22 protein-coding genes and 1 pseudogene are annotated in these 23,041 nt (G+C 67.3%); 15 read left to right on the top strand and 8 right to left on the bottom strand.

The window, feature by feature from the left end:
- Positions 1 to 183 precede the first annotated feature (183 nt).
- Both MBENS4_RS21005 and bla read right to left on the bottom strand, forming a co-directional pair.
- Positions 184 to 1,098, bottom strand: coding sequence for a 50S ribosomal protein L11 methyltransferase (locus MBENS4_RS21005; protein WP_039394438.1), 915 nt, complete (start codon positions 1,096 to 1,098; stop codon positions 184 to 186).
- Positions 1,095 to 2,063 (bottom strand): subclass B3 metallo-beta-lactamase, encoded by a 969-nt coding sequence (bla, locus tag MBENS4_RS21000; RefSeq protein ID WP_242405035.1) that lies wholly within the window; start codon positions 2,061 to 2,063, stop codon positions 1,095 to 1,097. Before bla ends, MBENS4_RS21005 begins: the two co-directional genes overlap by 4 nt.
- Positions 2,064 to 2,221: 158 nt before the next feature.
- On the opposite strand from bla, the gene sdhC reads away from it, so the two are divergent.
- From sdhC to MBENS4_RS20970, 6 genes are all read left to right on the top strand, one after another.
- A complete protein-coding gene (gene sdhC, locus MBENS4_RS20995) occupies positions 2,222 to 2,614 on the top strand; it encodes a succinate dehydrogenase, cytochrome b556 subunit (protein ID WP_039394434.1) in 393 nt (130 codons plus the stop codon).
- Between the two features lie 16 nt (positions 2,615 to 2,630).
- Complete coding sequence (gene sdhD / locus MBENS4_RS20990) at positions 2,631 to 3,011, top strand: succinate dehydrogenase, hydrophobic membrane anchor protein (RefSeq protein WP_039394432.1); 381 nt, start codon at positions 2,631 to 2,633, stop codon at positions 3,009 to 3,011.
- Between the two features lie 4 nt (positions 3,012 to 3,015).
- Entirely contained in the window at positions 3,016 to 4,836 is a 1,821-nt protein-coding gene (gene sdhA, locus MBENS4_RS20985) for a succinate dehydrogenase flavoprotein subunit (RefSeq protein ID WP_039394430.1), read from the top strand.
- 241 nt (positions 4,837 to 5,077) lie between these two features.
- Positions 5,078 to 5,689, top strand: coding sequence for an HdeD family acid-resistance protein (locus tag MBENS4_RS20980; RefSeq protein WP_039394428.1), 612 nt, complete (start codon positions 5,078 to 5,080; stop codon positions 5,687 to 5,689).
- Positions 5,690 to 5,809: 120 nt separating this feature from the next.
- Complete coding sequence (locus MBENS4_RS20975; RefSeq protein ID WP_039394427.1) at positions 5,810 to 6,208, top strand: BlaI/MecI/CopY family transcriptional regulator; 399 nt, start codon at positions 5,810 to 5,812, stop codon at positions 6,206 to 6,208.
- Positions 6,205 to 7,884: a M56 family metallopeptidase gene (locus tag MBENS4_RS20970; RefSeq protein WP_039394425.1), complete on the top strand. Its 1,680-nt coding sequence runs from the start codon at positions 6,205 to 6,207 to the stop codon at positions 7,882 to 7,884. The genes MBENS4_RS20975 and MBENS4_RS20970 overlap by 4 nt, the downstream gene beginning before the upstream one ends.
- Positions 7,885 to 7,945: 61 nt before the next feature.
- On the opposite strand, the gene MBENS4_RS20965 is transcribed toward MBENS4_RS20970, so the two are convergent.
- Positions 7,946 to 8,608, bottom strand: coding sequence for a hypothetical protein (locus tag MBENS4_RS20965; protein WP_039394423.1), 663 nt, complete (start codon positions 8,606 to 8,608; stop codon positions 7,946 to 7,948).
- A 281-nt stretch (positions 8,609 to 8,889) separates the two neighbouring features.
- Here MBENS4_RS20965 and MBENS4_RS20960 point away from each other — a divergent pair, with 281 nt between their 5' ends.
- From MBENS4_RS20960 to MBENS4_RS20940, 5 genes are all read left to right on the top strand, one after another.
- Positions 8,890 to 10,470, top strand: a complete 1,581-nt coding sequence (locus MBENS4_RS20960) for a M28 family peptidase (protein WP_242405034.1) — start codon at positions 8,890 to 8,892, stop codon at positions 10,468 to 10,470.
- A gap of 176 nt (positions 10,471 to 10,646) precedes the next feature.
- On the top strand, positions 10,647 to 12,104 hold the full coding sequence (guaB, locus tag MBENS4_RS20955; protein ID WP_039394420.1) for an IMP dehydrogenase: 1,458 nt from the start codon (positions 10,647 to 10,649) through the stop codon (positions 12,102 to 12,104).
- Positions 12,105 to 12,118: 14 nt separating this feature from the next.
- Positions 12,119 to 12,346 carry a hypothetical protein gene (locus MBENS4_RS20950; protein ID WP_039394418.1) on the top strand — a complete coding sequence of 76 codons (228 nt, stop codon included), beginning with the start codon at positions 12,119 to 12,121 and terminating at the stop codon, positions 12,344 to 12,346.
- Positions 12,343 to 13,515 (top strand): RsmB/NOP family class I SAM-dependent RNA methyltransferase, encoded by a 1,173-nt coding sequence (locus tag MBENS4_RS20945; protein WP_039394415.1) that lies wholly within the window; start codon positions 12,343 to 12,345, stop codon positions 13,513 to 13,515. The genes MBENS4_RS20950 and MBENS4_RS20945 overlap by 4 nt, the downstream gene beginning before the upstream one ends.
- 49 nt (positions 13,516 to 13,564) lie before the next feature.
- The gene (locus MBENS4_RS20940) at positions 13,565 to 14,089 is read left to right on the top strand and encodes a tetratricopeptide repeat protein (protein WP_242405033.1); all 525 of its coding nucleotides are present in this window, start codon (positions 13,565 to 13,567) and stop codon (positions 14,087 to 14,089) included.
- Between the two features lie 91 nt (positions 14,090 to 14,180).
- Here MBENS4_RS20940 and MBENS4_RS20935 read toward each other — a convergent pair whose 3' ends face one another.
- Positions 14,181 to 14,663, bottom strand: coding sequence for an RNA pyrophosphohydrolase (locus tag MBENS4_RS20935; protein ID WP_039395706.1), 483 nt, complete (start codon positions 14,661 to 14,663; stop codon positions 14,181 to 14,183).
- Positions 14,664 to 14,939: 276 nt separating this feature from the next.
- Between MBENS4_RS20935 and MBENS4_RS20930 the strand changes: the two genes are divergently transcribed.
- Complete coding sequence (locus MBENS4_RS20930) at positions 14,940 to 15,917, top strand: metal-dependent hydrolase (protein ID WP_084592271.1); 978 nt, start codon at positions 14,940 to 14,942, stop codon at positions 15,915 to 15,917.
- On the opposite strand, the gene MBENS4_RS20925 is transcribed toward MBENS4_RS20930, so the two are convergent.
- On the bottom strand, positions 15,889 to 16,590 hold the full coding sequence (locus MBENS4_RS20925) for a phosphatase PAP2 family protein (protein WP_242405032.1): 702 nt from the start codon (positions 16,588 to 16,590) through the stop codon (positions 15,889 to 15,891). The genes MBENS4_RS20930 and MBENS4_RS20925 overlap by 29 nt on opposite strands.
- Positions 16,591 to 16,661: 71 nt before the next feature.
- Between MBENS4_RS20925 and MBENS4_RS20920 the strand changes: the two genes are divergently transcribed.
- Positions 16,662 to 18,038 (top strand): cryptochrome/photolyase family protein, encoded by a 1,377-nt coding sequence (locus MBENS4_RS20920; protein ID WP_039394407.1) that lies wholly within the window; start codon positions 16,662 to 16,664, stop codon positions 18,036 to 18,038.
- A gap of 113 nt (positions 18,039 to 18,151) precedes the next feature.
- Here the strand turns inward: MBENS4_RS20920 and MBENS4_RS20915 are convergent, their stop codons facing one another.
- From MBENS4_RS20915 to purF, 3 genes are all read right to left on the bottom strand, one after another.
- Complete coding sequence (locus tag MBENS4_RS20915) at positions 18,152 to 18,505, bottom strand: PilZ domain-containing protein (RefSeq protein ID WP_039394406.1); 354 nt, start codon at positions 18,503 to 18,505, stop codon at positions 18,152 to 18,154.
- Between the two features lie 95 nt (positions 18,506 to 18,600).
- Positions 18,601 to 19,329, bottom strand: coding sequence for an SDR family NAD(P)-dependent oxidoreductase (locus MBENS4_RS20910; protein ID WP_039394403.1), 729 nt, complete (start codon positions 19,327 to 19,329; stop codon positions 18,601 to 18,603).
- Positions 19,326 to 20,762: an amidophosphoribosyltransferase gene (gene purF / locus MBENS4_RS20905; RefSeq protein ID WP_039394401.1), complete on the bottom strand. Its 1,437-nt coding sequence runs from the start codon at positions 20,760 to 20,762 to the stop codon at positions 19,326 to 19,328. Before purF ends, MBENS4_RS20910 begins: the two co-directional genes overlap by 4 nt.
- Before the next feature lie 315 nt (positions 20,763 to 21,077).
- Here purF and MBENS4_RS20900 point away from each other — a divergent pair, with 315 nt between their 5' ends.
- Together MBENS4_RS20900 and MBENS4_RS20895 are read left to right on the top strand one after the other, a co-directional pair.
- Positions 21,078 to 22,319, top strand: a complete 1,242-nt coding sequence (locus MBENS4_RS20900; protein ID WP_039394398.1) for a lipoprotein-releasing ABC transporter permease subunit — start codon at positions 21,078 to 21,080, stop codon at positions 22,317 to 22,319.
- Positions 22,312 to 23,026: pseudogene (locus MBENS4_RS20895) on the top strand (ABC transporter ATP-binding protein). Before MBENS4_RS20900 ends, MBENS4_RS20895 begins: the two are co-directional and overlap by 8 nt.
- Positions 23,027 to 23,041 lie beyond the last annotated feature (15 nt).

Below are 23,041 nucleotides of genomic sequence, written 5' to 3'. Positions count from 1 at the left end.
GCCGCCCCGTCCGGCGCTCATCTCGAAGAAATTCAAGGATAATGCTGCCGAAGGCCATGGCCCTCGGGCTCCCCAAATTGGCGATCTCACCTTGCCTGCGCCGTGCTGGCTAGGAAAGGTGAGGTCGCCCGGTTCGGGATCAAGGGGTGATGCCCCCTTGATCAATCTCTCCCGTCCCTGTTTTTAGCTTGCCCGCCAGCGGCGACGCTTGCGCAGCCAGAGGATCGACCAGTCGCCGTTGACCATGCGGCCAGCCAGGCGCAGTCCGGCCAGGCGGCAGGCGCGGCGCACGGCGGGCTCCTGCGTTTCCAGAAGGCCTGCAAGCACGAGGTGTCCGCCCGGAACCAGCGCATCGGCGAAGTCCGGAGCGAGTTCGACCAGCGGACCGGCGAGGATGTTCGCCAGAACAAGATCGTAGGGGCCTCGCGCGTGGAGCAGGGGGTGGTCCATGCCCGCCGCGACGGTCATGATGAGTTCGCCATTACCTTCGCCCATGGCAATGCCGTTGGTGCGCGCATTGGCTTCCACCACGGCGGGGCACACCGCGTCGATGTCGCTCGCGATGGCCAGCGCACTGGGCCACAGGCGCAGCGCGGCAAAGGCAAGGAGCCCGGTGCCCGTGCCGATATCCGCGCAGCTGCGCACGACGACGCCGCGCTGTTTCATGTGCGTGAGCATGGTGAGGCACCCGGCGGTCGTCGCGTGCTGTCCGGTGCCGAAGGCCTGGCTGGCAGGGATGGTGAAGTCGAAGATGCCCCCTTCGTCGAGCGCGGGGTGTTCGGGCGTGTGGACGTGGAAGGCGCCGGCGCGGATCGGTTCCAGGTCCTGCTGGCTGGAGACCAGCCAGTCGGTCTCGGGCAGTTCCTCGATCTCGAAGGCCGGAACTTCGCCGGGGAACAACGCCGCGAGGGCCTCGGTCTCGGTCTTGCCGGGCTTGTGGCCCAGCCAGGCTTCAAGCTGCCAGTCGTCGGGCTTGTCCTCGGCGATCTCGCTGCCCGAGATGACGATCTCGGGATCCCAGTCGAAGGCGTCCTCGTGCGCGACGAGGACATGCTCGATGGTGGCGCGGTCGGCGTAGGCGGTAATCTTCCAGCTCATGACTTGGGTACTTCTGCTTGGTGGTCGTTCGCGCGTTCCTGGGAGAGGCGCTGGTCGAGGTATTCGGAGGCGCGCGCCGCATAGCGCGCGCAGGCCTGCGCGTCGATCAGCGCCTCGCGGCCCGACAGGCGGGCAAAGAGGTCGCTGGCCGAAGGGTGCGGGGTGACAAGGACGTCGCAGGGCAGGGTCGCGATCACGGCAAAGCCCGCGCGGGCCTGGGCCACGCGGTCGGGATGGTCGCGGAAGCGGTAGCCTTCGGCCGACACGGTCGTGGCGCTGTCCACATAGGCAAGCGTCATGGCGGGCGCTCCGGGGGCGCGGCTGGCGATGGTCCAGCTTGTCGATCCGGGGGTGTGCGCGGGCGTTGCATGGGGCGTGAAGACGAGTGATCCCACGGCGAGTCCCTCGCCATCGGCCAGGATGCGGTCAACCCGGACGGGCGCGAAATCGGAGACGACGCCGCGCTGGGGGTCCTCGAGAGTGATTTTTCCGCGCGTCAGGCTGCGCGCAGCGACAGCAAGTGCGGCGACGTGGGCGCCTGTCTCGCGTTGCAGTGCACCATGGCCGCCGACGTGGTCGTGGTGCTCGTGCGAGCCGAGCAGCCAGCGCACCTCGCGCGGATCGAAACCGAGCTTGCGAATATTGCCAAGGACAAGCGGGGCGGCTTCGGCGACGCCGCTATCCAGCAGCACCAGTCCCGCGCCTGTATCGAGGAGCAGCGCGGTAATCCCGCAAGTGCCGACATACCATGCCTTTATCCCGGTTTCCGGGGCGATGCGGGCGGGCGGGGCGGACTCGGCCCAGCCATTCCGGCCTGCACAGGCCCGCGCCAGCCGTGCGCCGGGCGCATCAACCGTGCTCGCAAATGCGTGCGGGGCACCAAGCGCGAGTGCACCTGCGCCCAGCACGGCAAGCCGCGTGCAGCGAAGGCGCCGGATCGGCGCGCGGGGAGCGGGCAACATCATCTCTCGCGCCTTAATCGCGGCGCCCGCACTTGGCTAGTTGCACGCGCCAATCCCGCTGATGTGACTGTGGAACTTGCGCGTTGCAGCGAAATGACTAAGGGGGACTTCCACGAGGGCAGCGTACCTAGGCTGCCGCAGGCAAGGGGATTCGCAAGGACATGGCCACCGCTGGCAGCAAGAACCGTCCGTTATCGCCGCACCTCCAGATCTGGCGCTGGGGTCCGCATATGTTTGTCTCGATCATGCACCGCGTGAGCGGGCACGGTCTGGTTGTCGGCCTCGCGCTGCTGCTGTGGTGGCTTGGCGCACTGGCCAGTGGCCCGGAGGCCTATGCGCTGCTCGCCAAGTGCATGACGTCGCCTATTGGTTACATCGTCCTGGTCGGCATCAGCTGGGCCTTTTTCAATCACATGATGAGCGGCCTTCGCCACTTCGTCCTCGATATCGGCGCCGGTTTCGAGCTGAAGGGCAACCGCACCTGGTCGCTCGTGACCAGCGTGCTGGGCGTCGTTCTCACCGTCGCCTTCTGGGCGATCCTGCTGCTGCGCTGAAGATAGGGTAGACATCATGGGTAACGGAACCTCCATCGGCCGCGTGCGCGGCCTCGGCTCGGCCAAGCACGGCGCGCATCACTGGCTGATCCAGCGCTTCACCGCGGTCGGCAATCTCTTCCTGATGATCTGGCTGGCCGCCTCGATCCTCCTGCTCGACGACCTGTCCTACGTCACGGTCATCGACTGGATCTCGGCGCCGGTCCCCGCGGTCGCCATGGGCCTGCTCATCGTCTCGACCTTCTGGCACGCCCGTCTCGGCGTCCAGGTAATGATGGAAGACTACGTCCACGACCACGGCACCAAGTTCGCGTGCCTTGCCGCACTCAACATCGCCGTTTTCGCAGGCGCCGCTTTTGGTGTCCTGTGCGTCCTTCGCCTCGCGCTGGGAGCCTGATTGAATGACCCAGGATAAGACTGGTTCCGCCTACAAGATCATTGACCACATGTATGACACCGTCGTCGTCGGCGCCGGTGGCTCGGGTCTGCGCGCCACGATGGGTTCGGCCGAAGCCGGCCTGAAGACCGCGTGCATCACCAAGGTCTTCCCCACCCGTTCGCACACCGTGGCGGCGCAGGGCGGTATCGCGGCAAGCCTCAAGAACAACACGGCCGACCACTGGACCTGGCACATGTACGACACCGTCAAGGGGTCGGACTGGCTGGGTGACCAGGACGCGATCGAGTACATGGTGCGCGAAGCGCCCGACGCGATCCTCGAGCTGGAGCATGCCGGCATGCCCTTCAGCCGTAACGAGGACGGCACGATCTACCAGCGCCCCTTCGGCGGCCACATGCAGAACATGGGCGAAGGCCCGCCGGTGCAGCGCACCTGCGCCGCGGCCGACCGTACCGGTCACGCCATGCTGCACACGCTGTACCAGCAGTCGCTGAAGTACGCGGCGGACTTCTTCATCGAATACTTCGCGATCGACCTCATCATGGACGGTGGCAAGTGCGTCGGCGTGATCGCGCTGTGCCTCGATGACGGTTCGATCCACCGCTTCCGTTCGCAGGCCGTGGTGCTGGCGACCGGCGGCTATGGCCGCAGCTACTTCACCGCGACCTCGGCGCACACCTGCACCGGCGATGGCGCGGGCATGGTTCTGCGCGCGGGCCTGCCGCTCCAGGACATGGAGTTCGTGCAGTTCCACCCCACCGGCATCTACGGCGCGGGCGTGCTCATCACCGAAGGTGCGCGCGGCGAGGGTGGCTACCTCACCAACTCCGAAGGCGAGCGCTTCATGGAGCGCTATGCCCCGTCGGCCAAGGACCTCGCCTCGCGCGACGTCGTCTCGCGTTCGATGGCGCTGGAAATCCGCGAAGGCCGCGGCGTGGGCCCGAACAAGGACCACATCTACCTGCACCTCGACCACATCGATCCCAAGGTGCTGGCACAGCGCCTCCCGGGCATCACCGAGTCGGGCAAGATCTTCGCGGGCGTCGACCTCACCCGCCAGCCGCTGCCGGTCGTTCCCACCGTCCACTACAACATGGGCGGCATTCCCACGAACTACCACGGCGAGGTCATGACGATCGGTGCCGACGGCAACCCCGAGACGGTTGTCCCGGGTCTGTTCGCGGTGGGTGAAGCGGCCTGCGTGTCGGTCCACGGCGCGAACCGCCTGGGCTCGAACTCGCTGACCGACCTCGTGGTGTTCGGCCGCGCGACCGGCCACCGCCTCAAGGAGACGGTCAAGCCCGGCGCGGCACAGCCCGAGCTTCCCAAGGACTCGGCGGACTTGGCGCTTACCCGTCTGGACCACTTCCGCTACGCCGACGGCAGCACGCCCACGGCCGAGATCCGCAAGGAAATGCAGCAGAACATGTCGGCCCACGCCGCCGTGTTCCGCACCGAGCAGCTCATGGCCGAAGGCAAGGCCGCCATGGCCGCGACCTACCAGAAAATGCAGGACATCAAGGTCTCGGACCGCGGCCTGATCTGGAACTCCGACCTCGTCGAGACGATGGAGCTGGACAACCTGATCGGTGCGGCCACCGTGACCCTGCACGGCGCCCATGCGCGCGAGGAAAGCCGTGGCGCGCACGCGCACGAGGACTTCCCCGACCGCAACGACGCCGAGTGGATGAAGCACACCGCAGCCTGGTTCAACGGCTGGGGCGGCAAGGGCGGGGAGGTTCGCCTCGACTACCGTCCGGTGCACGAATACACGCTCACCGACGATGCCGAGTACATCAAGCCCAAGAAGCGCGTGTACTGATCCCGGCGCCTTCGGCCGGTCCGAAGGGAGGTGTTCAAAAGGCGGCGTTCCCGGATGGGAGCGCCGCCTTTTCGCGTTACGGGCGGTGACGGACATCGGGCGATCCGGGAAAATCGTTTGCGAAAGCGCACTTCCCGACGCGCGGCGGCAACTTCCTGGCCGGTCTCAGTGTTTTCCCCAGTGTCCCGCCTCCTGTGGCGCGGGCACATTTTCAGGCCGTGAGCCCGCCAAGGAGACACCGATGCCGCGCGAAGAACTCGACCCCGCTCTCACCCCCGATGTCGAGAAGGACCCGGTCGTGGCCGCGCTCGCCCATGCGCCGGGCAAGATCTGGGGCTGGATCCTGGCCTATGGGATCTTCCTGCTCGTGCTGGGTCTGCTGATCCTCACCAACCCCATTGCGACAGGGGTGGCGACCGGCATCATCGTGGGCATCACGCTTCTGCTTTACGGCGGTGCCGCGATTGCGGCAGGGTTTACCTCGATGGCGCATCGTGGGCGCTGGGTGGAAATCGCGCTCGGCGTACTGGCCCTGGTCGCGGGCCTCTTTGCCCTGTTCAATCCGGTGGTCGGCGCGCTGTCGCTCGTCTGGGCGATCGGCGCGTGGCTTGCGATTGCGGGTGTCCTGCAGATCGCCTGGGCGCTCAAGGCCCGCCACGACAAGGGCTGGCGCCTGTTCATGGGCGCGCTCGATCTCGTGCTGGGGCTCGTCCTGCTGTTCTCCTCGCCCGCGACGGGCCTTGCGTTTCTGGCGGTGATCCTGATGATCTCGTTCGCCGTGCGCGGGGTGTTCCTGATCGTTCTGGCGCTGGGCATGCGCAAGGTCGGCAACGCGGTGCGTTCGCGCCTGTAAGGGGCTGGAGGGCGTGGCGCTCGACCAACGGCATTGGGGCATCTGCGAACGACATCTGCGCGATTGACGCTCATAGTTTACAGGCGTAGTCGATTACGTGTGTAAACGATGGAGTGAAACGTGGCCGCAACGCCCCAAGCCAATGCCCAACCCGGCGAGCGGATTTCCGAAGCCGAACATGCGGTGATGGAAGTCCTGTGGGAAGAGGCTCCGCTTTCCGCGCAGGATGTCTGCGCGAAGGTCTGCGCCGCGCGGGGGTGGAGCCTGCCCACGGTCAAGACCCTGCTCGCGCGGCTTGTCACCAAGCAGGCGCTCAGCACCACGCGCGATGGCAAGCGCTTCCTCTATAGCCCGGCCATGGCCCGGTCCGACTATGTCGGGACCGAGAGCCGCCGCCTTGTCGACCGTCTGTTCGGGGGCAGGGCGGCACCGCTGTTTGCCCAGCTCGCGCAATCCGAAGCGCTGACCGATACCGACATTGCCGAGATCGAAGCTCTCCTCAAGGAGTTGAAATCATGACCGAATGGTTGATCGATACGCTGGTGATGACCGGCGCGCTGATGGCGTTGGTGCTGCTCCTTCGCCGCCCGGTGGCGCGGTGCTTTGGTGCGCAGGCCGCCTACGCCTTGTGGCTTCTGCCTGCGCTTCGTTTCGTGATGCCGCCGCTGGCCTTGCCCGCAGCTCTGGCGCCCACGCGCTGGCTGGCAGGAGTGGAAGTCGGCGTCGCGCAGACCTCGGCGCGCGCCGGGGAGGCTTCGGCGACACTTCCGGCCGCGCCCGAGGCGGCGGGGCTCGTCCTTGCTGCCGAGCCTGCTCCTTATCCCGGGCCTGTGCCCGCTGAGCCCGAGGCCTGGATGCAGATCCCGTGGACCAGCGCGCTTCTCCTGCTGTGGCTGGCCGGGGCACTCGCATTCCTTGTCTGGCGTACGTGGAATTACCAGATGATGCGCCGTCAGGTTCTGGCCGATGCGCGCGCCGTTGCTACCGCTGGGCGCGTGCGCATTGTCGAGAGCCCGCTGGTGGCTGCGCCGCTGGCCTTCGGGGTCTTCGACAAGGTGGTCGCGCTGCCCTTCGGGTTTCTCGCCAGCGCCGATTCCGAGACCTCGGACTTTGCCATTGCCCACGAACTGGAGCACCACGCCGGGGGAGATCTCATTGCGATCATGGCGCTGCAGCCGCTTTTCGCGCTGCATTGGTTCAATCCGCTGGCCTGGGCTTCGTGGCGCGCGCTGCGTGGTGATCAGGAAGCCGCCTGCGATGCCCGCGTGATGGCGGGGCGGGACCGGGCCGAGAGGGCGCGTTACGGCCAGCTCATCGCCTCGTTTGCCGGGCATGCACCCCTCGCTCTGGTCGCGCCGATGGCGGGTGGGCTTGGCGGGGGCAAGCCGATCATCCAGCGCCTGCGGGCGCTGAACCAGGCCGAGACCGGCCCCTGGCGCAAGCTGGCGGCGCGCAGTCTCTTTGCGCTCGCCATCGTGGCGGTGCCGATGACCGCGACGGTCAGCTACGCAGCTCGCGGGCAGGACGATGTTTCGGCGGCCACAGACCTCGACGTTCCACAGCCCCTCACGCCCCCCACGCCACCATCGGTGCCCGGCGGTGTTGCCGCGCCGCTCCCGCCGGAGGCTCCTGCCGCTCCCGAGGCGCCCGCCCGCGTGGGGGATATTCCCCCGGCACCTCCGGCACCTCCCACTCCGCCGGCCGTCGCCGATGAGGTTGCCGCGTCGGCCGATCGCGCCGTGCGCCGGGCCGAGAGGCAGGCGCGCCGTGCGGGAATGACGGAGGTCGAGATCGAGGCGATGGTCGCCAAGGCCCTGGCGCAGGCACCCAAGGTGGAGGAATTCGTCTCCAAGGACGGCAAGGTGAAGACCCTGCGCATCGTGCATCCCGCGCAGGACGGTGTGGGGGAGACACGCCGCGAGATGGTGATCGACACGCGCTGCCCGGCCGACACCCAGGGGCGCTCCCAGGCTCGGGGCCAATCCAAGGACGGCGAGCATGTGGTGATTTGCGCGGGGCCCCCGCAGCATATCGCGCAGATCGTTCTCAGCGCGCTGGAAGGCGCCCGCCACGAGATCGCCGCGCAGGCGGGCCACGATGCGGCAAGCCGTGCCGCGGCGCTCGCCGAGATCGAGCGCGAACTGGCCGAGGCACGGGCGCAAGTGGAGCGCGACCTGCGCGGCGACGAAATCTGATATCGTCGAGAAGGCGGGGAGGGCGGTCCAGCGCCGGTCCCGCCTTCGCACATGACGGGGCCTAGTTCTGGCCCTGGACCACGGGCTGGTTGACGATGGGAACGCCCTTGCTGGTGCGCGCATCCTGTTCCTCGCCGCGCTCGTCCTTCGCATCCTTGTCGCCATCCTTGTCTTCGGCGTCGCGGCGGTCGAGCTCGGCTTCGATGGCGGCGATGTCCTCGGCGGTGGCAGGAGCTGCGGGATAGTCGCACCCGCGCGAGGCGCCCACGCCCTTGAGGAAGCCGCGCCGGGTCATGCCGGCCTGGATCGCGGTGCGCACTTCACGTTCGCGGTCGTTCGCGCCCGAGATCTCGCGGATCAGGCCGCGAAAGGGAATGAACGAGGAGACCACCCACTTGGCGACGCGCCCGGCGCTGATGCGGTCGCGTTCTTCCTTGGGAATGTCGACGTCGGGGCCGATGGCGGCAAAGATTTCCTGCACCGACTGGCCGATGGCCGCGCAGCTGTTGAGGCCGGTCAGATCATAAGGCTGCTCCACCGCGCGGGTGAGCACCTCGGGGATTTCCTTGGAGTCGAGATTGAGGTCGGTCACCGGCGTCTTGGCGATGTCGAGCGCGGAGGGATCCTTGCTGGTGATCGGCTTGCTGTCCCCCTGCGCGAGCGCGGGTTGGGCCAGCGGGAGAAGGGCAAGGGCGGCAATGAGGGCGCGGGTTCGCGTGGACATTCGGAGGTCTCCATAGGAGCGGCCTTGGAAGCGGGTGAAGGCGCCGGGCCGCTTTTCTCTATCGGCTTGATATCCGGACATTCTGTCCGGTCTGATGCGTTCAACGTATCACACTTGTTCGCGTTCCCGTTGCGAAAATTGCACAAGCCATGCGGCATCCAGGGGCGGTCCGGGACCATCCATCTCCTGTACGGTGCAAACCGCCGTTGCGGCATCGGGATCGCTTGTGCCATGAGGCGTCTGCGGCGTCCTGCCGCACAAGGGAAACGTCGATACCTTCCGTGTTCGTCAGACCGTTCTCGAACGCCGTGTGGCTGCTGTCTGCCGTGCCGGTGGCGCGTGTGGACTGGCGCGTGTGGGGCCGGCGGACCTTGCTGGCGACACTTGCGGGGCTCGTGGCGGTGACCGGCGCGGCTCCGCTCGAAGCCGCGTCGCGCCGGGGCCAGCGCGCGCTTGAGGAGCGCCTTCGCCACCATATCGAGAGACTGGCGAGCGACGAGTTCGCGGGCCGCGAACCGGGCACCGAGGGCGAAGCGAAAACGCTGCGCTATCTGGGCCGGGAATGGTTCGACATCGGCCTCGTTTCGGGCACCAACGATCCGGCCAACGAGTGGTTCGCGCCCGTCACCCTGGTCGCGCGCGAGCCTGCGACCTCGTCGGCGCAGTTCTTCCGGGGGCGCAGCACGAAGGCGCTGACGCCCGAAGACGTGATCGTCCTGACCTCGGGCAAGCGCGGCCTTGCGCGCCGCTCGCCCCTGCTCTTCGTCGGCAACCTCGAGGCGGGCGCGTTGACGCGTAACGAGCTGGCCGGGCGCATCGTCGTTCTCCTGGACGGCCTTGGCGAGAGCGAAGCGGCCTCCGGCACGCGGCAAAGCGCGTTCCTGGAAATGGGCGCGGCCGCCGTGCTCACCGTTCTCGATGGCGCGCGTAGTTTCGAGGAGGTCGTCGCCCGGCGGGGCCGTTCGGGCTATGCGCTGGCGCAGGATGCGAGGGGCGGCGACCTGGAGGCCTTCATCAGCCCCGAGGCGATGGCAGGGCTTCTCAACGGGACCGGTCAGACACTCCCGTCGCTGGAGGCGAAGGCGGCGCGCGCCGACTTCACGCCGCTTGCGCTCGGTCTCTCGGCCTCGTTCGAGGCCACGACCCGCTCCACCACCATTCACACCCACAACCTCATCGGCAAGTTGCCCGGGCGCAATCCGGATGCGGGCGCCGTGCTGTTCGTGGCGCACTGGGACCATTTCGGGACCTGCGCCGAGCCGCCGGCCGAAGACACCGTCTGCAATGGTGCCATCGACAATGCGAGCGGAGTGGCCGCGCTCACCGAAGTGGCGCGCGCGCTGGCCAAGGGGCCGCCGTTGGAGCGCGACGTCTACTTCCTTTCCACGACCGGCGAGGAAGTGGGGCTGCTGGGCGCCCATGCCTTTGCCGAGAACCCGCCGGTCCCGCTCGATGGCATCGTGGCGGCCTTCAATATCGACTCGGTCGCCATCGCGCCCGCCGGCACGCCCTTTGCCATCGTGGGCAAGGGCATGACGGGCCTCGACGAGGACATCGCGAAAGTGGCCCGGCGCGCTCACTTCGACCTTCTCGATAGCGAGGATGCCAACGAGTTCGTACGCCGCCAGGATGGCTGGGCGCTGCTCCAGCACGATATCCCCGCGGTCATGGTCACGACGGCCTATGGTGATATCAGCCGCATGCGCGCCTTCTACGACAGCGACTATCACCGCCCCAGCGACGACCTGACGCATGGGCTGGAACTGGGAGGCGAGGTCGAGGACGTGCTTCTCCTCACCGACCTCGGGCGCTGGTTTTCCGATCCGCGCAACGCACCGCTCGTACGCGGCGAGGCACCCTGAAACCCGGCGCAAGGCCGCGCTGTCCTACCAGGACGTGCGTCCAAATTGCTGTTTGGCCAGAAAAACGCGTTTTTGTGCACCAGCGAGGCATAAGAAGCGCATCTGCCCCCTAGCCCAAAGCGCACCACTTGGTTACATGGGCCGCCACGAATCTCCCCAAAGGCATGGTGGCACACATGGAAATCCAGCTCGGACTCACCTTTGACGACGTTCTGCTTCGTCCCGCGAAGTCCGACATCGTTCCCAACCAGGCCGATACCCGCACGAAGCTTACGCGCGAAATCGGTCTGAACATCCCCGTTATCTCTTCGGCCATGGACACCGTGACCGAAGCCGACATGGCGATCGTCATGGCGCAGCTGGGCGGGATCGGCGTGCTCCACCGCAACCTGACCATCGAGGAACAGTGCGCGGCTGTCCGCCAGGTCAAGCGCTTCGAGAGCGGCATGGTGGTGAACCCCATCACCATCGCCCCCGACGCGACGCTTGGTGAGGCGCAGGCGCTCATGCAGATGCACAAGATCAGCGGCATTCCCGTGGTCGAAGGCTCGGGCAAGCTGGTCGGTATCCTCACGAACCGCGACGTGCGCTTTGCCGACAACACGGCACAGCCCGTGCGCGAGCTGATGACGCATGAGAATCTGGCGACCGTCACCACCGGCGTCAGCCAGGACGAGGCGCGCCGCCTGCTGCACGCCCGCCGTATCGAGAAGCTGCTTGTCGTCGACGATGCCTTCCACTGCGTGGGCCTCATTACCGTCAAGGACATCGAGAAGGCCGTCACCTATCCCGATGCGACCAAGGACGCGGCAGGCCGCCTGCGCGTCGCGGCCGCGACGACCGTGGGTGACAAGGGCTTTGCCCGCACCGAAGCGCTGATCGATGCCGAGTGCGACGTGGTCGTGATCGACACCGCGCACGGCCACAACGCCGATGTCGCGCGCGCCGTCGAACGCGCCAAGAAGATCTCCAACTCGGTTCAGGTGATTGCCGGCAACGTCGCCACCGCCGAGGCCGCCAAGGCGCTGGCCGAAGCGGGTGCGGACTGCATCAAGGTCGGCATCGGGCCGGGCTCGATCTGCACCACGCGCATCGTCGCGGGCGTGGGCGTGCCCCAGCTGACCGCCGTCATGGAGGCGGCCGAAGCGGCCGACAAGCTGGGCGTGCCCGTCATTGCCGACGGTGGCCTTCGCACTTCGGGAGATGCCGCCAAGGCGCTTGCCGCCGGTGCCTCGACCGTGATGGTCGGCTCGATGCTGGCGGGCACCGCCGAAGCGCCGGGTGAGACCTTCCTGTACCAGGGCCGCGCCTACAAGTCGTACCGCGGCATGGGCTCGGTGGGTGCGATGGGCCGGGGCTCGGCCGACCGCTACTTCCAGGGCGACATCAAGGACCAGATGAAGCTCGTCCCTGAAGGCATCGAAGGCCAGGTGGCCTTCAAGGGCCCGGCCAAGGACGTCATCCACCAGCTGGTGGGCGGCATCAAGGCGGCGATGGGCTACACCGGCTCGGCCACGATCGAGGACCTGCGCAGGAACTCGCAGTTCGTGCGCATCACCAACGCAGGGCTCAGCGAAAGCCACGTCCACGACGTGACCATCACCCGCGAGGCGCCCAACTACCCGACGCGCTGAGCCGGAGGCCGGGAATGGAGGAATTCCTTCCCTGGATGCTTCTGGTGCTGGCCGATCCCGGAGCGGCGTCCGCCGCTCCGCCGGTCACCCGCGTCCCTGGCCTGTTCGTATCGCACGAGGCATGTGAGGCGGCCGCCGCGCAGCGCAAGGCGGCGCCTCACGCATGTCTCCAGGTGCCTCCGGGCGCCGAGATGGAGGCCGCCTGGCAGGCGTTTCGGGCCGGCCAGGAGAATTCCCGATGACCCCTTCCGCCCGCGTTCAGGCCGCGATCGAGATCCTCGACCTCGTGATCGAGGCGGCGCGCTCCAACGGTGCGCCTGCCGACCGCATCATCGCCGACTGGTTCCGCGCGCGCCGCTTCGCCGGCAGCAAGGACCGGCGTGCGGTGCGCGAGTTGACCTACCGTGCGATCCGGGCCTGCGGGGAAGTGCCCGAAACGGGCCGTGCGGCGATGTTGCGCGTGGCCCAGGAAAACCCCGATATCGCCGAACTCTTCGACGGTTCGCGCCACGCACCCGCCGCGATCTCGGCTGATGAACCGGTGGCGGCCCGCGGGGCGGCGCCCTACTGGCTGATGATGCGCCTGGCGAACAGCGGCATCGATGCCGAGGCGGCCGCGCACATGCTCGACCGCGCGCCCCTCGATATCCGTCTCAACACGCTCAAGGGCACGCCGGACGACCTGCCCGAGGGCGCGGAGAAGACGCAGGCCGTCAACGGATGGCGCTATCCTCCCGACACCCGGATCGAGCCGACCGAGGCGTATGCGAGCGGCGCCATCGAGGTGCAGGACACCGGTTCGCAGCTGACCTGCGAAGTGGTGGCCGCCGCGCCCGGTGAGACGGTCGTGGACTTGTGCGCGGGCGCGGGCGGCAAGACCCTGGCGCTGGCCGCAAGCATGGCCAACACCGGCCGCCTCATCGCCTGCGACAGCGACCGCACGCGCCTCTCGCGCCTTGCGCCGCGCGCCGAGCGGGCGGGCACGCTGCCCATTGAAACGCTTCTCCTGAACCCGGGCAAGGAGCCCGCCGGGCTGTCCGGCCTGGTCGGGGCGGCCGACGCTGTGCTGGTGGACGCGCCGTGCTCGGGCACGGGCACCTGGCGCCGCAACCCCGAGGCGCGCTGGCGCCTCACCGACACGCAGATCCTGCGCTACGCCGCCACGCAGGCGCGCCTGCTCGACATTGCGGCAAGCCTGGTGAAGCCCGACGGGCGTCTCGTCTTCGTGACCTGCTCGCTGCTCGATGCCGAGGGTGCGGACCAGGCCGAAGGCTTCCTTGCGCGCAATCCGGGCTGGCAGGCCGAGGCGATTGCGCTTCCCGCAGGAACACCACGCGGGGCGGGGCTTCGCCTCTCGCCGGGCCAGGACGGAACCGACGGGTTTTTCGTCGCGCGCTTCAAACGGCTGTGATAGCCTTGCGCCCATGTCGCGGAAACAGATCTCTGCCAAGGACTTCTTGATGCGTTACACGCCTGCTGCCGTTGCCCTTTCTCTTGTTGCTGCCGTCTCTTCCAGCGTGCTCCATTCGGAGGCGAGCGAGACGCTCGACCCGCGTGCGAGCGCGTTGATGGAGCAGGGGCAGGCAAGCCTGAAAGCGGGCGCTACGGGGCAGGCCGTCGATGCCTTCGAGGCGGCGCTGGCGGTCGAGCCGGGCAGCGTGGCCGTCCTTGTCGCGCTGGCCGAGGCCGAGCGGGCCAAGGGCCTTACCGGCAAGGCGATCCGGTACTACCGCATCGCGCTCGAACGCGATCCGCGCAATCTCGCAGCCCTGGCGGGGGAGGGTATTGCCCTGGCCGAAAAGGGCGCGACCGAGAAGGCGAACCGTCGCCTTGCGCGGCTGGAGACCCTGTGCGGTGCCGACTGCGCGCAGACCAGGGACGTTTCGGCGGCGATTGCCAGGGGCCCTTCGCCCGAAAACGCGGCCAAGGTCGTGAGCGCACCCGAGGTCAAGACCACGCCGGGCACGCAGAGCGCCAACCAGTAAGCGCTTCAACACCGTAACTGACTTAGGAAAAAGCCCGCCGAACCATTTGGTCCAGCGGGCTTTTTCGTTGGCTTTGGAGATATGGCGCGGTTCAGATCAGCGCGCGGAACTCTTCGAGCACCGAGCGGTAGACGCGCTTCTTGAAGGGCACGATGAGCTCGGGAAGATCATCGCCGTCGACCCACTTCCAGTCACAGAATTCGGCCGGTTCGTGCGCGTTGAGGTCAATGTCCTCATCGCTGCCTTCGAATCGGGCGAGGAACCAGTGCTGGCGCTGGCCTCGGAACTGGCCCTTCCACAGCTTGCCGAGCAGTTCGTCGGGCAGGTCGTAGAGCAGTTCGTCCTTGGTGCGGGTGAGGATCACGGCCTTGTCGGCGGGCACGCCGGTTTCCTCGAACAGTTCGCGAAGCGCCGCGTCCCTGAGGTCTTCGCCGTCGTCCACGCCGCCCTGCGGCATCTGCCAGAAATTGCCCTCCTTGGTGTCGATTCGCTTGCCGACGAAGACTTTGCCGTCGGCATTGACGAGCATCACCCCAACGCAGGGGCGGTAAGGAAGATTCGCGTAATCGGTCATTGCCTGGATAAATTCCGGTAAATTGAATGAGAGCCCGCGTGGCAGGAAATCCGGGAAGAGGAAAGCGCGGCGGGCATCGATCTGAAGATGGCCCATGCGCCTGTGATTTGCCAGCCTGATTTGCCGATTTCCGTCGTGTCTTTCGTGCAAGTCGCCCTTCGGTTGCGCGAAGGTGGGGCACCGTGGAGGTCCTGGCGCGTTAGCCGCAGTACCCTTGCCAGCGCGGCTGTGTGCCGCGATACACCGTGCAGAACCTCGCTCAAGATACGGGAAAAAATGGATAACATCACCCACAGCCTGACCGGCTGGGCGCTCGCGGAAACCGGCCTCAAGCGGCGGACGCGCAAGGGCCTTGCGGCCTGCGTGCTGGCGGCAAACATGCCCGATATCGATGTGTTCTTCGGCTGGGCGCCCTGGGCGCCGCTGGCGATGCACCGCGGCTTCACCCATGGCCTCGTCGGCGGCGTGCTGGTGATGCCCCCGTTGCTGGCCGGGCTGCTGTGGCTGCTCGATCGCTGGCAGGTAAAGCGGGGGAACACTTTTGCGAGCGGGCTGGAGATGCGTCCCTGGTGGCTTCTGGCGCTGTGCTATCTGGGTGCGCTCACCCATCCCTTGCTCGACCTTCAGAATACCTATGCGGTGCAGCTCCTGTCCCCCACCAGCACGCGCTGGTTCCACACCGATGGGCTGTTCATCGTCTCGCCCTGGCTGCTGGCGATGCTGGGGGCGGGGATTTTCCTCGCTCGGCGCAGGGCGAAAGCGGGCACGGGCTTTGCGGGCAGGGCGGCCATCGCGGGCCTTGGGGGCGTAATCCTGTTCATCGGCGCGAACATCGGGATCTCGCAGATGGCGGGTGCCGCGCTGCGCAACGCGCCGCCCCGGGCCCATCCAGACCGGGTCTTTGCCAGCCCCGGCCCGATCGCCTTCTGGCGGCGCGAGGTGGTCTGGCGGGCGAACGGCGCGCTCGGCTATGCCAATTACGATCCGCTGTCCGACCCTGGGACCCTCAGCGACGTCCTGGCGCCCGAACCTGACAACATGGATCGGCCCGAGGTTCGCCGGGCCATAGCGGCATCGGGCGAGTTGCGCGATTTCCTCGAGTGGTCACAGATGCCCTTCGCCCGCATATCGCGTGAGGGCTGCACCGATACGGTCACGGTCGGAGACGGTCGCTACGCGCGCGGCGGGTTCGCGGATGGCTTCCGGGTCGAGGTGGAACTTCCCCTCAGTGAAGGGCGCTGCTCGGACCGCTGAAGCGTTCGCTCTTGGCTGCGGTGAGCCGCGCCGCCGGGCCGAGCAGGGCGGCGGCCGAGAAGGCCCACGCCGTCCCGCCTAGCCACCCGGCCAGCGCGTCGGCGGGCCAGTGGACGCCCAGCCAGACCCGGCTCCAGGCGACCATCAGGCTTGTCGCCAGCGCGGCGCCCAGGATCGTCACGCGCACCCGCTCGCGCGAACTGAAGCCGGCAAAGGCGAGCGCGATGGCGAGGAAGACCACCGCCGAATTGAAGCTGTGCCCGCTGGGAAAGCTGGAGCCGCCCGCTTCGGTCAGGTGCAGCGTGATTTCCGGGCGCGGGCGTCCGACCAGCAGCTTGATCACGACCTCGACCACCCAGCCCAGCACGACGGTCAGGCCCAGAAGGCTCGCCGCGCGGCGGTGCCCCAGGAAGACGAGCGCGACGATGGCGGCGAGGGCGAAGAGATTGCGCAAGAGCACACCGCCCAGCGCCGTGATGTCGCGCACGACTTCGAGCAGGCGGACAGGGCCGATCGGGCGCAGGTCCCCGTCGCGCCAGAACAGCAGGGCGGTGCGGTCGATGGTGGCGGTGTGGCCGGTCAGCACCGCCCAGGCCAGAAGCGCAAAGCCCGTCCAGGCGAAGATCGCCACGATCAGGGCCTTGCGGCGGCTGATCGGATGGCTGTGAAGCACGGGGCGGGATGTTTGCTCGGAAAGAATCATGGTCTAGGGAACGCAGCGCATAGGGAGGCGTTGCGCAAGCCATGAGTTCACCTGTAATCGTTTGGTTCCGCCGGGATCTTCGTCTTTCCGACCAGGCCGCGCTGGTCGAGGCCGCCGCGAAGGGGCCGGTCGTTCCCGTCTATGTTCTCGATGACGAGACGGCCAAGCATCGCGCCATGGGCGGGGCCTCGCGCTGGTGGCTGCACCATTCGCTGGAAAGCCTTGGCGCAGGCCTGGAGGAGAAGGGCTCGCGCCTGATCCTGCGGCGCGGCAGGTGCGAGGACGTGCTCCCCGCTCTGGCGAAGGAGGTGGGGGCGAGCGAGGTTCATGCGCTGCGCCATTACGAGCCCTGGTGGCGCAACGCCGAGAAGGCGGTGGGCAAGGCGCTGACGCTGCATCTTCATCACGGCAACTACCTGGCGCCGCCCGGATCGGTGACGACGGGCGCGGGCCAGCCCTACAAGATCTTCACGCCGTTCTGGCGCGCGCTGCACGAACGCCTGCCCCCACCTGATCCGCTCTACCGCCCGCATACCATCGCTGCGCCCGAAAGCTGGCCCGAAAGCGAGGCGCTGGACGATTGGGGCTTGCTCCCGACCAGGCCCGACTGGGCAGGGGGCTTGCGCGATTTCTGGACGCCGGGCGAGGAGGGCGCGAAGGCGCGCTTGAAGACTTTCGCCGAGAAAGCCTCGCGCTATGAAGGGCAGCGCAACCTGCCGGCGCGAAACGGCACTTCGTTTCTTTCGCCCCATCTGCATTTCGGCGAGATCTCCCCCGCGCAGGTGTGGCATGCGACGTCTTCAGCGGGCGGCTCGGTCGCGACGTTCCTTAGCGAGATCGGCTGGCGCGACTACGCACAGAACGTGATCCTGCAGTACCCTGACTATGGCGGGACATCGGCGCGTGAGGGCTTCGATGATTTCCCCTGGCGCAGCGGCGGCCAGGCGCAGGAGGACCTGGAGGCCTGGCAGCAGGGGCGCACCGGCTATCCCATCGTCGACGCTGGAATGCGCGAGCTGTGGCACACCGGCTGGATGCACAACCGCGTGCGCATGATCACGGCGAGCTTCCTTATCAAGCACCTGCTGATCGACTGGCGCGAGGGCGAAAAGTGGTTCTGGGACACGCTGGTGGACGCGGACTACGCCTCGAACGCAGTCAACTGGCAGTGGAACGCGGGCTCGGGTGTCGATTCGAACATGTTCGTGCGGATCATGGCGCCGCTCAGCCAGTCGGAGAAGTTCGACGCGGCGGGCTATATCCGGCAGTGGGTGCCCGAACTGGCCGACCTGCCCGCAGGCGAGATCCACGATCCGTCCCCGATGGCGCGCCCCAAAGGCTATCCGCAAAGGCTGATCGAACACCGCGCCGGGCGCGAACGCGCGCTGGGAGCCTGGGAGCGGTTCAAGGGGGAATAGGAAGAAGGAAGCAGTTCCGAGGGCCATTGCCCTCGGGCTCCCCGACCTGTCAGCCTCACGCCAAGCGTGCGGCGCCGGTGGAGACAGGCGGGGTGGCCCCTTCTTCGGCCGGTTCAGCCTTCGCTCTTGCCGAGCCAGCCTTTCAGGCGCCAGCGCACCATGAGGTCTTCGTAGATGATCGGGGCGATGAGGTTCTCAAAGGCGCAGCCGACCATGCCCTCGTCCCACCAGATGACCTTGGCGGCCATCGATTCCATGCCCGGCAGGGTGAGCCAGCAGTACGTGCCGGGGTGGATGCGGCTCATGGCCGTGGCCGAGAAGCCCGACATCGAAAGGTCGCGCACGACGGTCTGGTACCCCTTGCCGCCCGACGCGCGCAGCGAGGCGGGAATGGAGATGCGCTCGCGCGGCGCGCTACGATCTTCCTGCGCCGCGTTCTCGTACAACTGCTTGCCGGTGCTGGCCATGATGAGGGGTCCCTGCGCCTGAATGCATTGCCGATCGCGGCCGGAATCGGCCGCGAGGAAAGAGCCTTTGCTGTCAGAAAGCAGTTTACCTCAGATTACTTCGCTTGGTTAAGAAATTCGCGGTGCCCGCTGGGGAAAGGCTCGGTAAGGAGCTCTACCATGCGCTCGGCGACGGTCTCGGGGGTCTTGACGGTCGCGGGATCCTCGCCCGGATAGGCGCGTGCGCGCATCGCGGTGCGGGTCGCCCCAGGGTTAACGATGGCGACGCGGATCTTCGAGGTTTTTTCGGTTTCCTGCGCGTAGCAGTCGAGCAGGACCTCGAGCGCGGCCTTGGTCGCGCCATAGGCGCCCCAGAAGGCGCGCGGGGCGCCGGCCACGGTCGTGGTCATGCCGATCACGCGCGCGTCCGGGCTCTTGCGCAGGAGCGGATCGAAATTGGCGATGAGCGCCTGCGAGGCGAGCACGTTCGTGGTCAGCGCCTTGTTGAACACGCGCTGGTCGATGTCGGCGACGCTCGTCAGCTCGGGCAGGATCGCGGCGTTGATGACAAGAATGTCGAGCTTGCCCCAGCGCTGCGAAACGGCCGTGGCGAGGCGCGCGATGCCGTCGGGCTCGACGAGGTCGACAGGGGCGATGGTCGCCGACCCGCCAGCCTCGAAGATCGCTTCCTCGACCGTTTCCAGCGCCTTGGTGTCGCGCCCGGTGAGCACCACGTGGGCACCCGCAGCCGCGAGCGCCTTGGCGGTGGCCGCCCCGATGCCCCGGCTGGCGCCGGTCACCAGGGCGATCTGGCCCTCGAACGTCGTTGCCGGGGCCGCGCTCATGCCCGGCTGCCCGAGGTCTCGAAGTCGGTTAGGCGGGTCGGGTAGTCGCCGGTGAAGCAGGCGTCGCAGAACTGCGGGCACTTCTTGGCGCGCTTGGGCTCACCCACCGCGCGGTAGAGACCGTCGATGGTGACGAAGGCGAGGCTGTCGGCCTTGATGAAGTCGGCCATGGCCTGGGTGTCCATCTTGGCGGCCAGCAGCTTCGAGCGCTCGGGCGTGTCCACACCGTAGAAGCACGAGTGCTGCGTGGGCGGGCTGGCGATGCGCATGTGCACTTCGGCCGCGCCTGCATCGCGCATCATCTCGACGATCTTCATCGAGGTCGTGCCGCGCACGATCGAATCGTCGATGAGGATGATGCGCTTGCCTTCCACGATGGCGCGGTTGGCGTTGTGCTTGCGCTTCACGCTCGAATGGCGCGCTGCGTCGCCGGGCTGGATGAAGGTGCGCCCGACATAGTGCGAGCGGATGATGCCCAGTTCGAAGGGAATGCCCGATTCCTGCGCGTAGCCGATGGCGGCGGGAACGCCGCTGTCGGGCACGGGAATGACCACGTCCGCGTTGGCGGGCGATTCCTTGGCCAGTTCCATGCCGATCTGCTTGCGCGCCTGGTAGACCGAGATCCCGTCCATCACCGAGTCGGGACGGCTGAAGTAGACGTGCTCGAAGATGCAGGGGCGCGGGGAGGGGCTGCCGAAGGGACGGTGGCTCGAGATCGTGCCCTTGAAGTCCACCTGGACCAGCTCGCCCGGCTCGACCGCGCGGATGAATTCCGCGCCGATCACGTCGAAGGCTACCGTTTCGGAGGCAAAGACGATGGCATCGCCGATGCGGCCCATCACCAGCGGGCGGATACCCAGCGGATCGCGGCAGGCCATCATGCCCTCGTTGGTCATGCAGATGAGGGCGTAGCCGCCCTCGACCATGCGCAGGGCATCGATGAACTTGTCGAGAAGGGTGGGGTAGCGGCTCGTCGCGACGAGGTGGATGATCACCTCGGTGTCGGAGGTCGACTGGAAGATCGAGCCCTTCATCACGAGGTCGCGCTTGAGCGTCATCGCGTTGGAGATGTTGCCGTTGTGCGCGATCGAGAAGCCGCCTGCGGCGAGATCGGCGTAGAGCGGCTGCACGTTGCGCAGGCCCGAACCACCGGTGGTCGAGTAGCGCACGTGGCCCGAGGCCATCGCGCCCGGAAGCGTCTCGAGAGTGTCGTTGTCGAAGACCTGGGCCACGTGGCCAAGTCCGCGATGCGACCGGAAGTCGCTGCCCGAGAAGCAGGTGATGCCCACCGCCTCCTGGCCACGATGCTGAAGGGAGTGGAGACCAGCGGCGGTGATGTTCGCCGCGTCCTGTGCTCCGATTACGCCAAAGACACCGCACTCTTCGCGCAGTTTGTCCCCGTCGGCGTCACGAAAGGGGTGTGTAAGGTTCATGGAATGAGGGCCCGCGCCTGCGTCAAGGTCGAGGGCGCATTTGCAGGGATCGGCCGCAATTGCAAGAGGCGTGAACCCGCAAGCATCGCCATTGTTCCCTTGACGGGAAAAGGTGGCGCGGATGTGACACGGACTGGCTCTCGTCCTGGGGCGGGAACCGGGACGCGTCTCGCGCGCTTCTGGCGGGCACGTCCGGGCGGCGAGCACGGGGGGCGCGGACGCTCCTTGCTTGCCTCCCGCAGGCCTTCACCCTAAGGCTTGGCGCCTGCACAGTTTTATCCGGTTTTCACCTCTTCACAGAAGGCGGCGTCCCGCTTGCTACTCTCTCCTTTCGAATGGACCATCGCCAAGCGCTACATGCTGCCCGGCAAGGGGGAGCGCTTCATCGCGCTCGTTGCCGGGATCAGCCTCGTGGCGGTCATGCTCGGCGTTGCCGCGCTCGTCATCGTGATGAGCGTGATGAACGGTTTTCGCGCCGAACTCTTCGACAAGATCGTCAGCCTCAACGGCCACGCCATCGTGCAGGCCTACGGCGGGCGTCTGGAGAACTGGGAGGAAGTGCTTGCAAATGCGCGCAAGACACCCGGCGTTACCCATGCCTCGCCGCTGATCGAGCAGCCGCTGATGACCACCTTCAACGGCCGGGTCGAAGGCATCCTCGTGCGCGGCAATACGCAAGCGGACATCGATGCCCTGGCCGACAAGGTGCAGGAGGGCAGCCTGAAATCGCTGGCGGACGGGGTGAGCAACATCGCCATCGGCTCGCAGTTGGCCCAGAACCTGGGTGCGCGGGTGGGCGATACCATCACCATCATCAACCCGGCGGGGCGTCCGACGCCCTTCGGCACGGTTCCCCGGCAGATCGCCTACACGGTCACCGCCATCTTCGAGATCGGGATCTACGATCTCGACGAGCGCTACGTGATCATGCCCATGGCCAACGCGCAGCAGCTCCTGCTGTCAGGCGACACCATCGGCACCATCGAGATCACGACGTCCGATCCCGACCGGGTGAGCGAGTTCCTGGCCCCGCTGGAACGCGAGCTCAAGGGCAAGGCCGTCGTCACCACCTGGAAGCAGATGAACGCCTCGCTGTTCGAGGCGCTGGCGGTCGAGCGCGTGGCGATGTTCGTGGTCCTCTCGATCATCGTCCTCGTCGCGGTCTTCAACATCCTCTCCTCGCTGATCATGCTGGTGCGCGCCAAGACGCGCGACATCGCGATCCTGCGCACGATGGGCGCGACGCGCCGCTCGCTGATCAAGGTCTTCGTGACCGCGGGCTTCTGCATCGGCGCGGCGGGTACCGTCGCGGGCCTGATCCTGGGCGCGGTCTTCCTCTATTTCCGCCAGCCGGTCGTGCGCCTTGTCGAGACGCTGACGGGGCAGAACCTGTGGGACCCCTCGATCCGCTTCCTTACCGAGCTGCCCGCGCGCACCGATCCGCTCGAGATCGTCATCATCTGCGTGCTCTCGCTCGTCCTCAGCTTCCTCGCCACGCTTTACCCCGCGTTCAAGGCGGCGAGCACCGATCCTGTCCAGGTCCTTCGCTATGAGTGATCCCCTCGTTGTTCCGGCCCCGGCCGACCCGTCCACCGATCCGGTCGTGCGCCTCGAAGGCGTGACCCGCAGCTTCGAGCAGGGGGGCGTGCGCATCGACGTGCTGCGCGGCGTTGACCTTGCCGTGCAGCCGGGCGAAATCGTCGCGCTGCTGGGCCCCTCGGGCTCGGGCAAGTCGACCATGCTCCAGGCTATCGGCCTTCTTGAGGGCGGCTTTGGCGGGCGCATCGAGATCGCCGGGATCGACGCCAGCCACCTGGGCAAGGACGCGCGCGCGGCGGTGCGGCGCGATCACATCGGTTTTGTATACCAGTTCCACCACCTCCTCCCCGATTTCAACGCGATCGAGAACGTGGTTCTGCCCCAGCTCATCACCGGCCGCGCGCGCGGAGCCTGCGAGGAGCGGGCGACCCAGCTTCTCACCGCGCTGGGGGTTGGGCAAGCGGCTCGATCATCGTCCCAGCAAGCTCTCGGGCGGCGAGCAGCAGCGCGTGGCGGTGGCCCGTGCGCTGGCCAATTCGCCCCGGCTGGTGCTGGCGGACGAGCCGACCGGCAATCTCGACGAGGCCACCGCCGACACCGTCTTTGCCCAGTTCCTCGAGCTCGTGCGCGGGCAGGGCAGCGCGGCGCTTGTCGCGACCCACAACGAGCGTCTGGCCGCGGCGATGGACCGCGTGGTGCGCCTGCATGAGGGCGTGCTTGCCTGAAAATTGCACGCGCGC

It is taken from the genome of Novosphingobium sp. MBES04, from assembly GCF_000813185.1.
In the GTDB taxonomy this organism is placed as follows: Bacteria; Pseudomonadota; Alphaproteobacteria; order Sphingomonadales; family Sphingomonadaceae; genus Novosphingobium; species Novosphingobium decolorationis.
Note: the sequence above shows the minus strand (reverse complement) of the source record. Positions and strands in the feature narration are given on the sequence as shown.

Excerpts from the sequence above, each read along its gene's own strand:
- MBENS4_RS21005 (WP_039394438.1), bottom strand. The coding sequence starts at position 1,098 with ATGAGCTGGAAGATTACCGCCTACGCCGACCGCGCCACCATCGAGCAT.
- bla (WP_242405035.1), bottom strand. The coding sequence starts at position 2,063 with ATGATGTTGCCCGCTCCCCGCGCGCCGATCCGGCGCCTTCGCTGCACG.
- sdhC (WP_039394434.1), top strand. The coding sequence starts at position 2,222 with ATGGCCACCGCTGGCAGCAAGAACCGTCCGTTATCGCCGCACCTCCAG.
- sdhD (WP_039394432.1), top strand. The coding sequence starts at position 2,631 with ATGGGTAACGGAACCTCCATCGGCCGCGTGCGCGGCCTCGGCTCGGCC.
- sdhA (WP_039394430.1), top strand. The coding sequence starts at position 3,016 with ATGACCCAGGATAAGACTGGTTCCGCCTACAAGATCATTGACCACATG.
- MBENS4_RS20980 (WP_039394428.1), top strand. The coding sequence starts at position 5,078 with ATGCCGCGCGAAGAACTCGACCCCGCTCTCACCCCCGATGTCGAGAAG.
- MBENS4_RS20970 (WP_039394425.1), top strand. The coding sequence starts at position 6,205 with ATGACCGAATGGTTGATCGATACGCTGGTGATGACCGGCGCGCTGATG.
- MBENS4_RS20965 (WP_039394423.1), bottom strand. The coding sequence starts at position 8,608 with ATGTCCACGCGAACCCGCGCCCTCATTGCCGCCCTTGCCCTTCTCCCG.
- guaB (WP_039394420.1), top strand. The coding sequence starts at position 10,647 with ATGGAAATCCAGCTCGGACTCACCTTTGACGACGTTCTGCTTCGTCCC.
- MBENS4_RS20950 (WP_039394418.1), top strand. The coding sequence starts at position 12,119 with ATGGAGGAATTCCTTCCCTGGATGCTTCTGGTGCTGGCCGATCCCGGA.
- MBENS4_RS20945 (WP_039394415.1), top strand. The coding sequence starts at position 12,343 with ATGACCCCTTCCGCCCGCGTTCAGGCCGCGATCGAGATCCTCGACCTC.
- MBENS4_RS20940 (WP_242405033.1), top strand. The coding sequence starts at position 13,565 with ATGCGTTACACGCCTGCTGCCGTTGCCCTTTCTCTTGTTGCTGCCGTC.
- MBENS4_RS20935 (WP_039395706.1), bottom strand. The coding sequence starts at position 14,663 with ATGACCGATTACGCGAATCTTCCTTACCGCCCCTGCGTTGGGGTGATG.
- MBENS4_RS20930 (WP_084592271.1), top strand. The coding sequence starts at position 14,940 with ATGGATAACATCACCCACAGCCTGACCGGCTGGGCGCTCGCGGAAACC.
- MBENS4_RS20920 (WP_039394407.1), top strand. The coding sequence starts at position 16,662 with ATGAGTTCACCTGTAATCGTTTGGTTCCGCCGGGATCTTCGTCTTTCC.
- MBENS4_RS20915 (WP_039394406.1), bottom strand. The coding sequence starts at position 18,505 with ATGGCCAGCACCGGCAAGCAGTTGTACGAGAACGCGGCGCAGGAAGAT.
- MBENS4_RS20910 (WP_039394403.1), bottom strand. The coding sequence starts at position 19,329 with ATGAGCGCGGCCCCGGCAACGACGTTCGAGGGCCAGATCGCCCTGGTG.
- purF (WP_039394401.1), bottom strand. The coding sequence starts at position 20,762 with ATGAACCTTACACACCCCTTTCGTGACGCCGACGGGGACAAACTGCGC.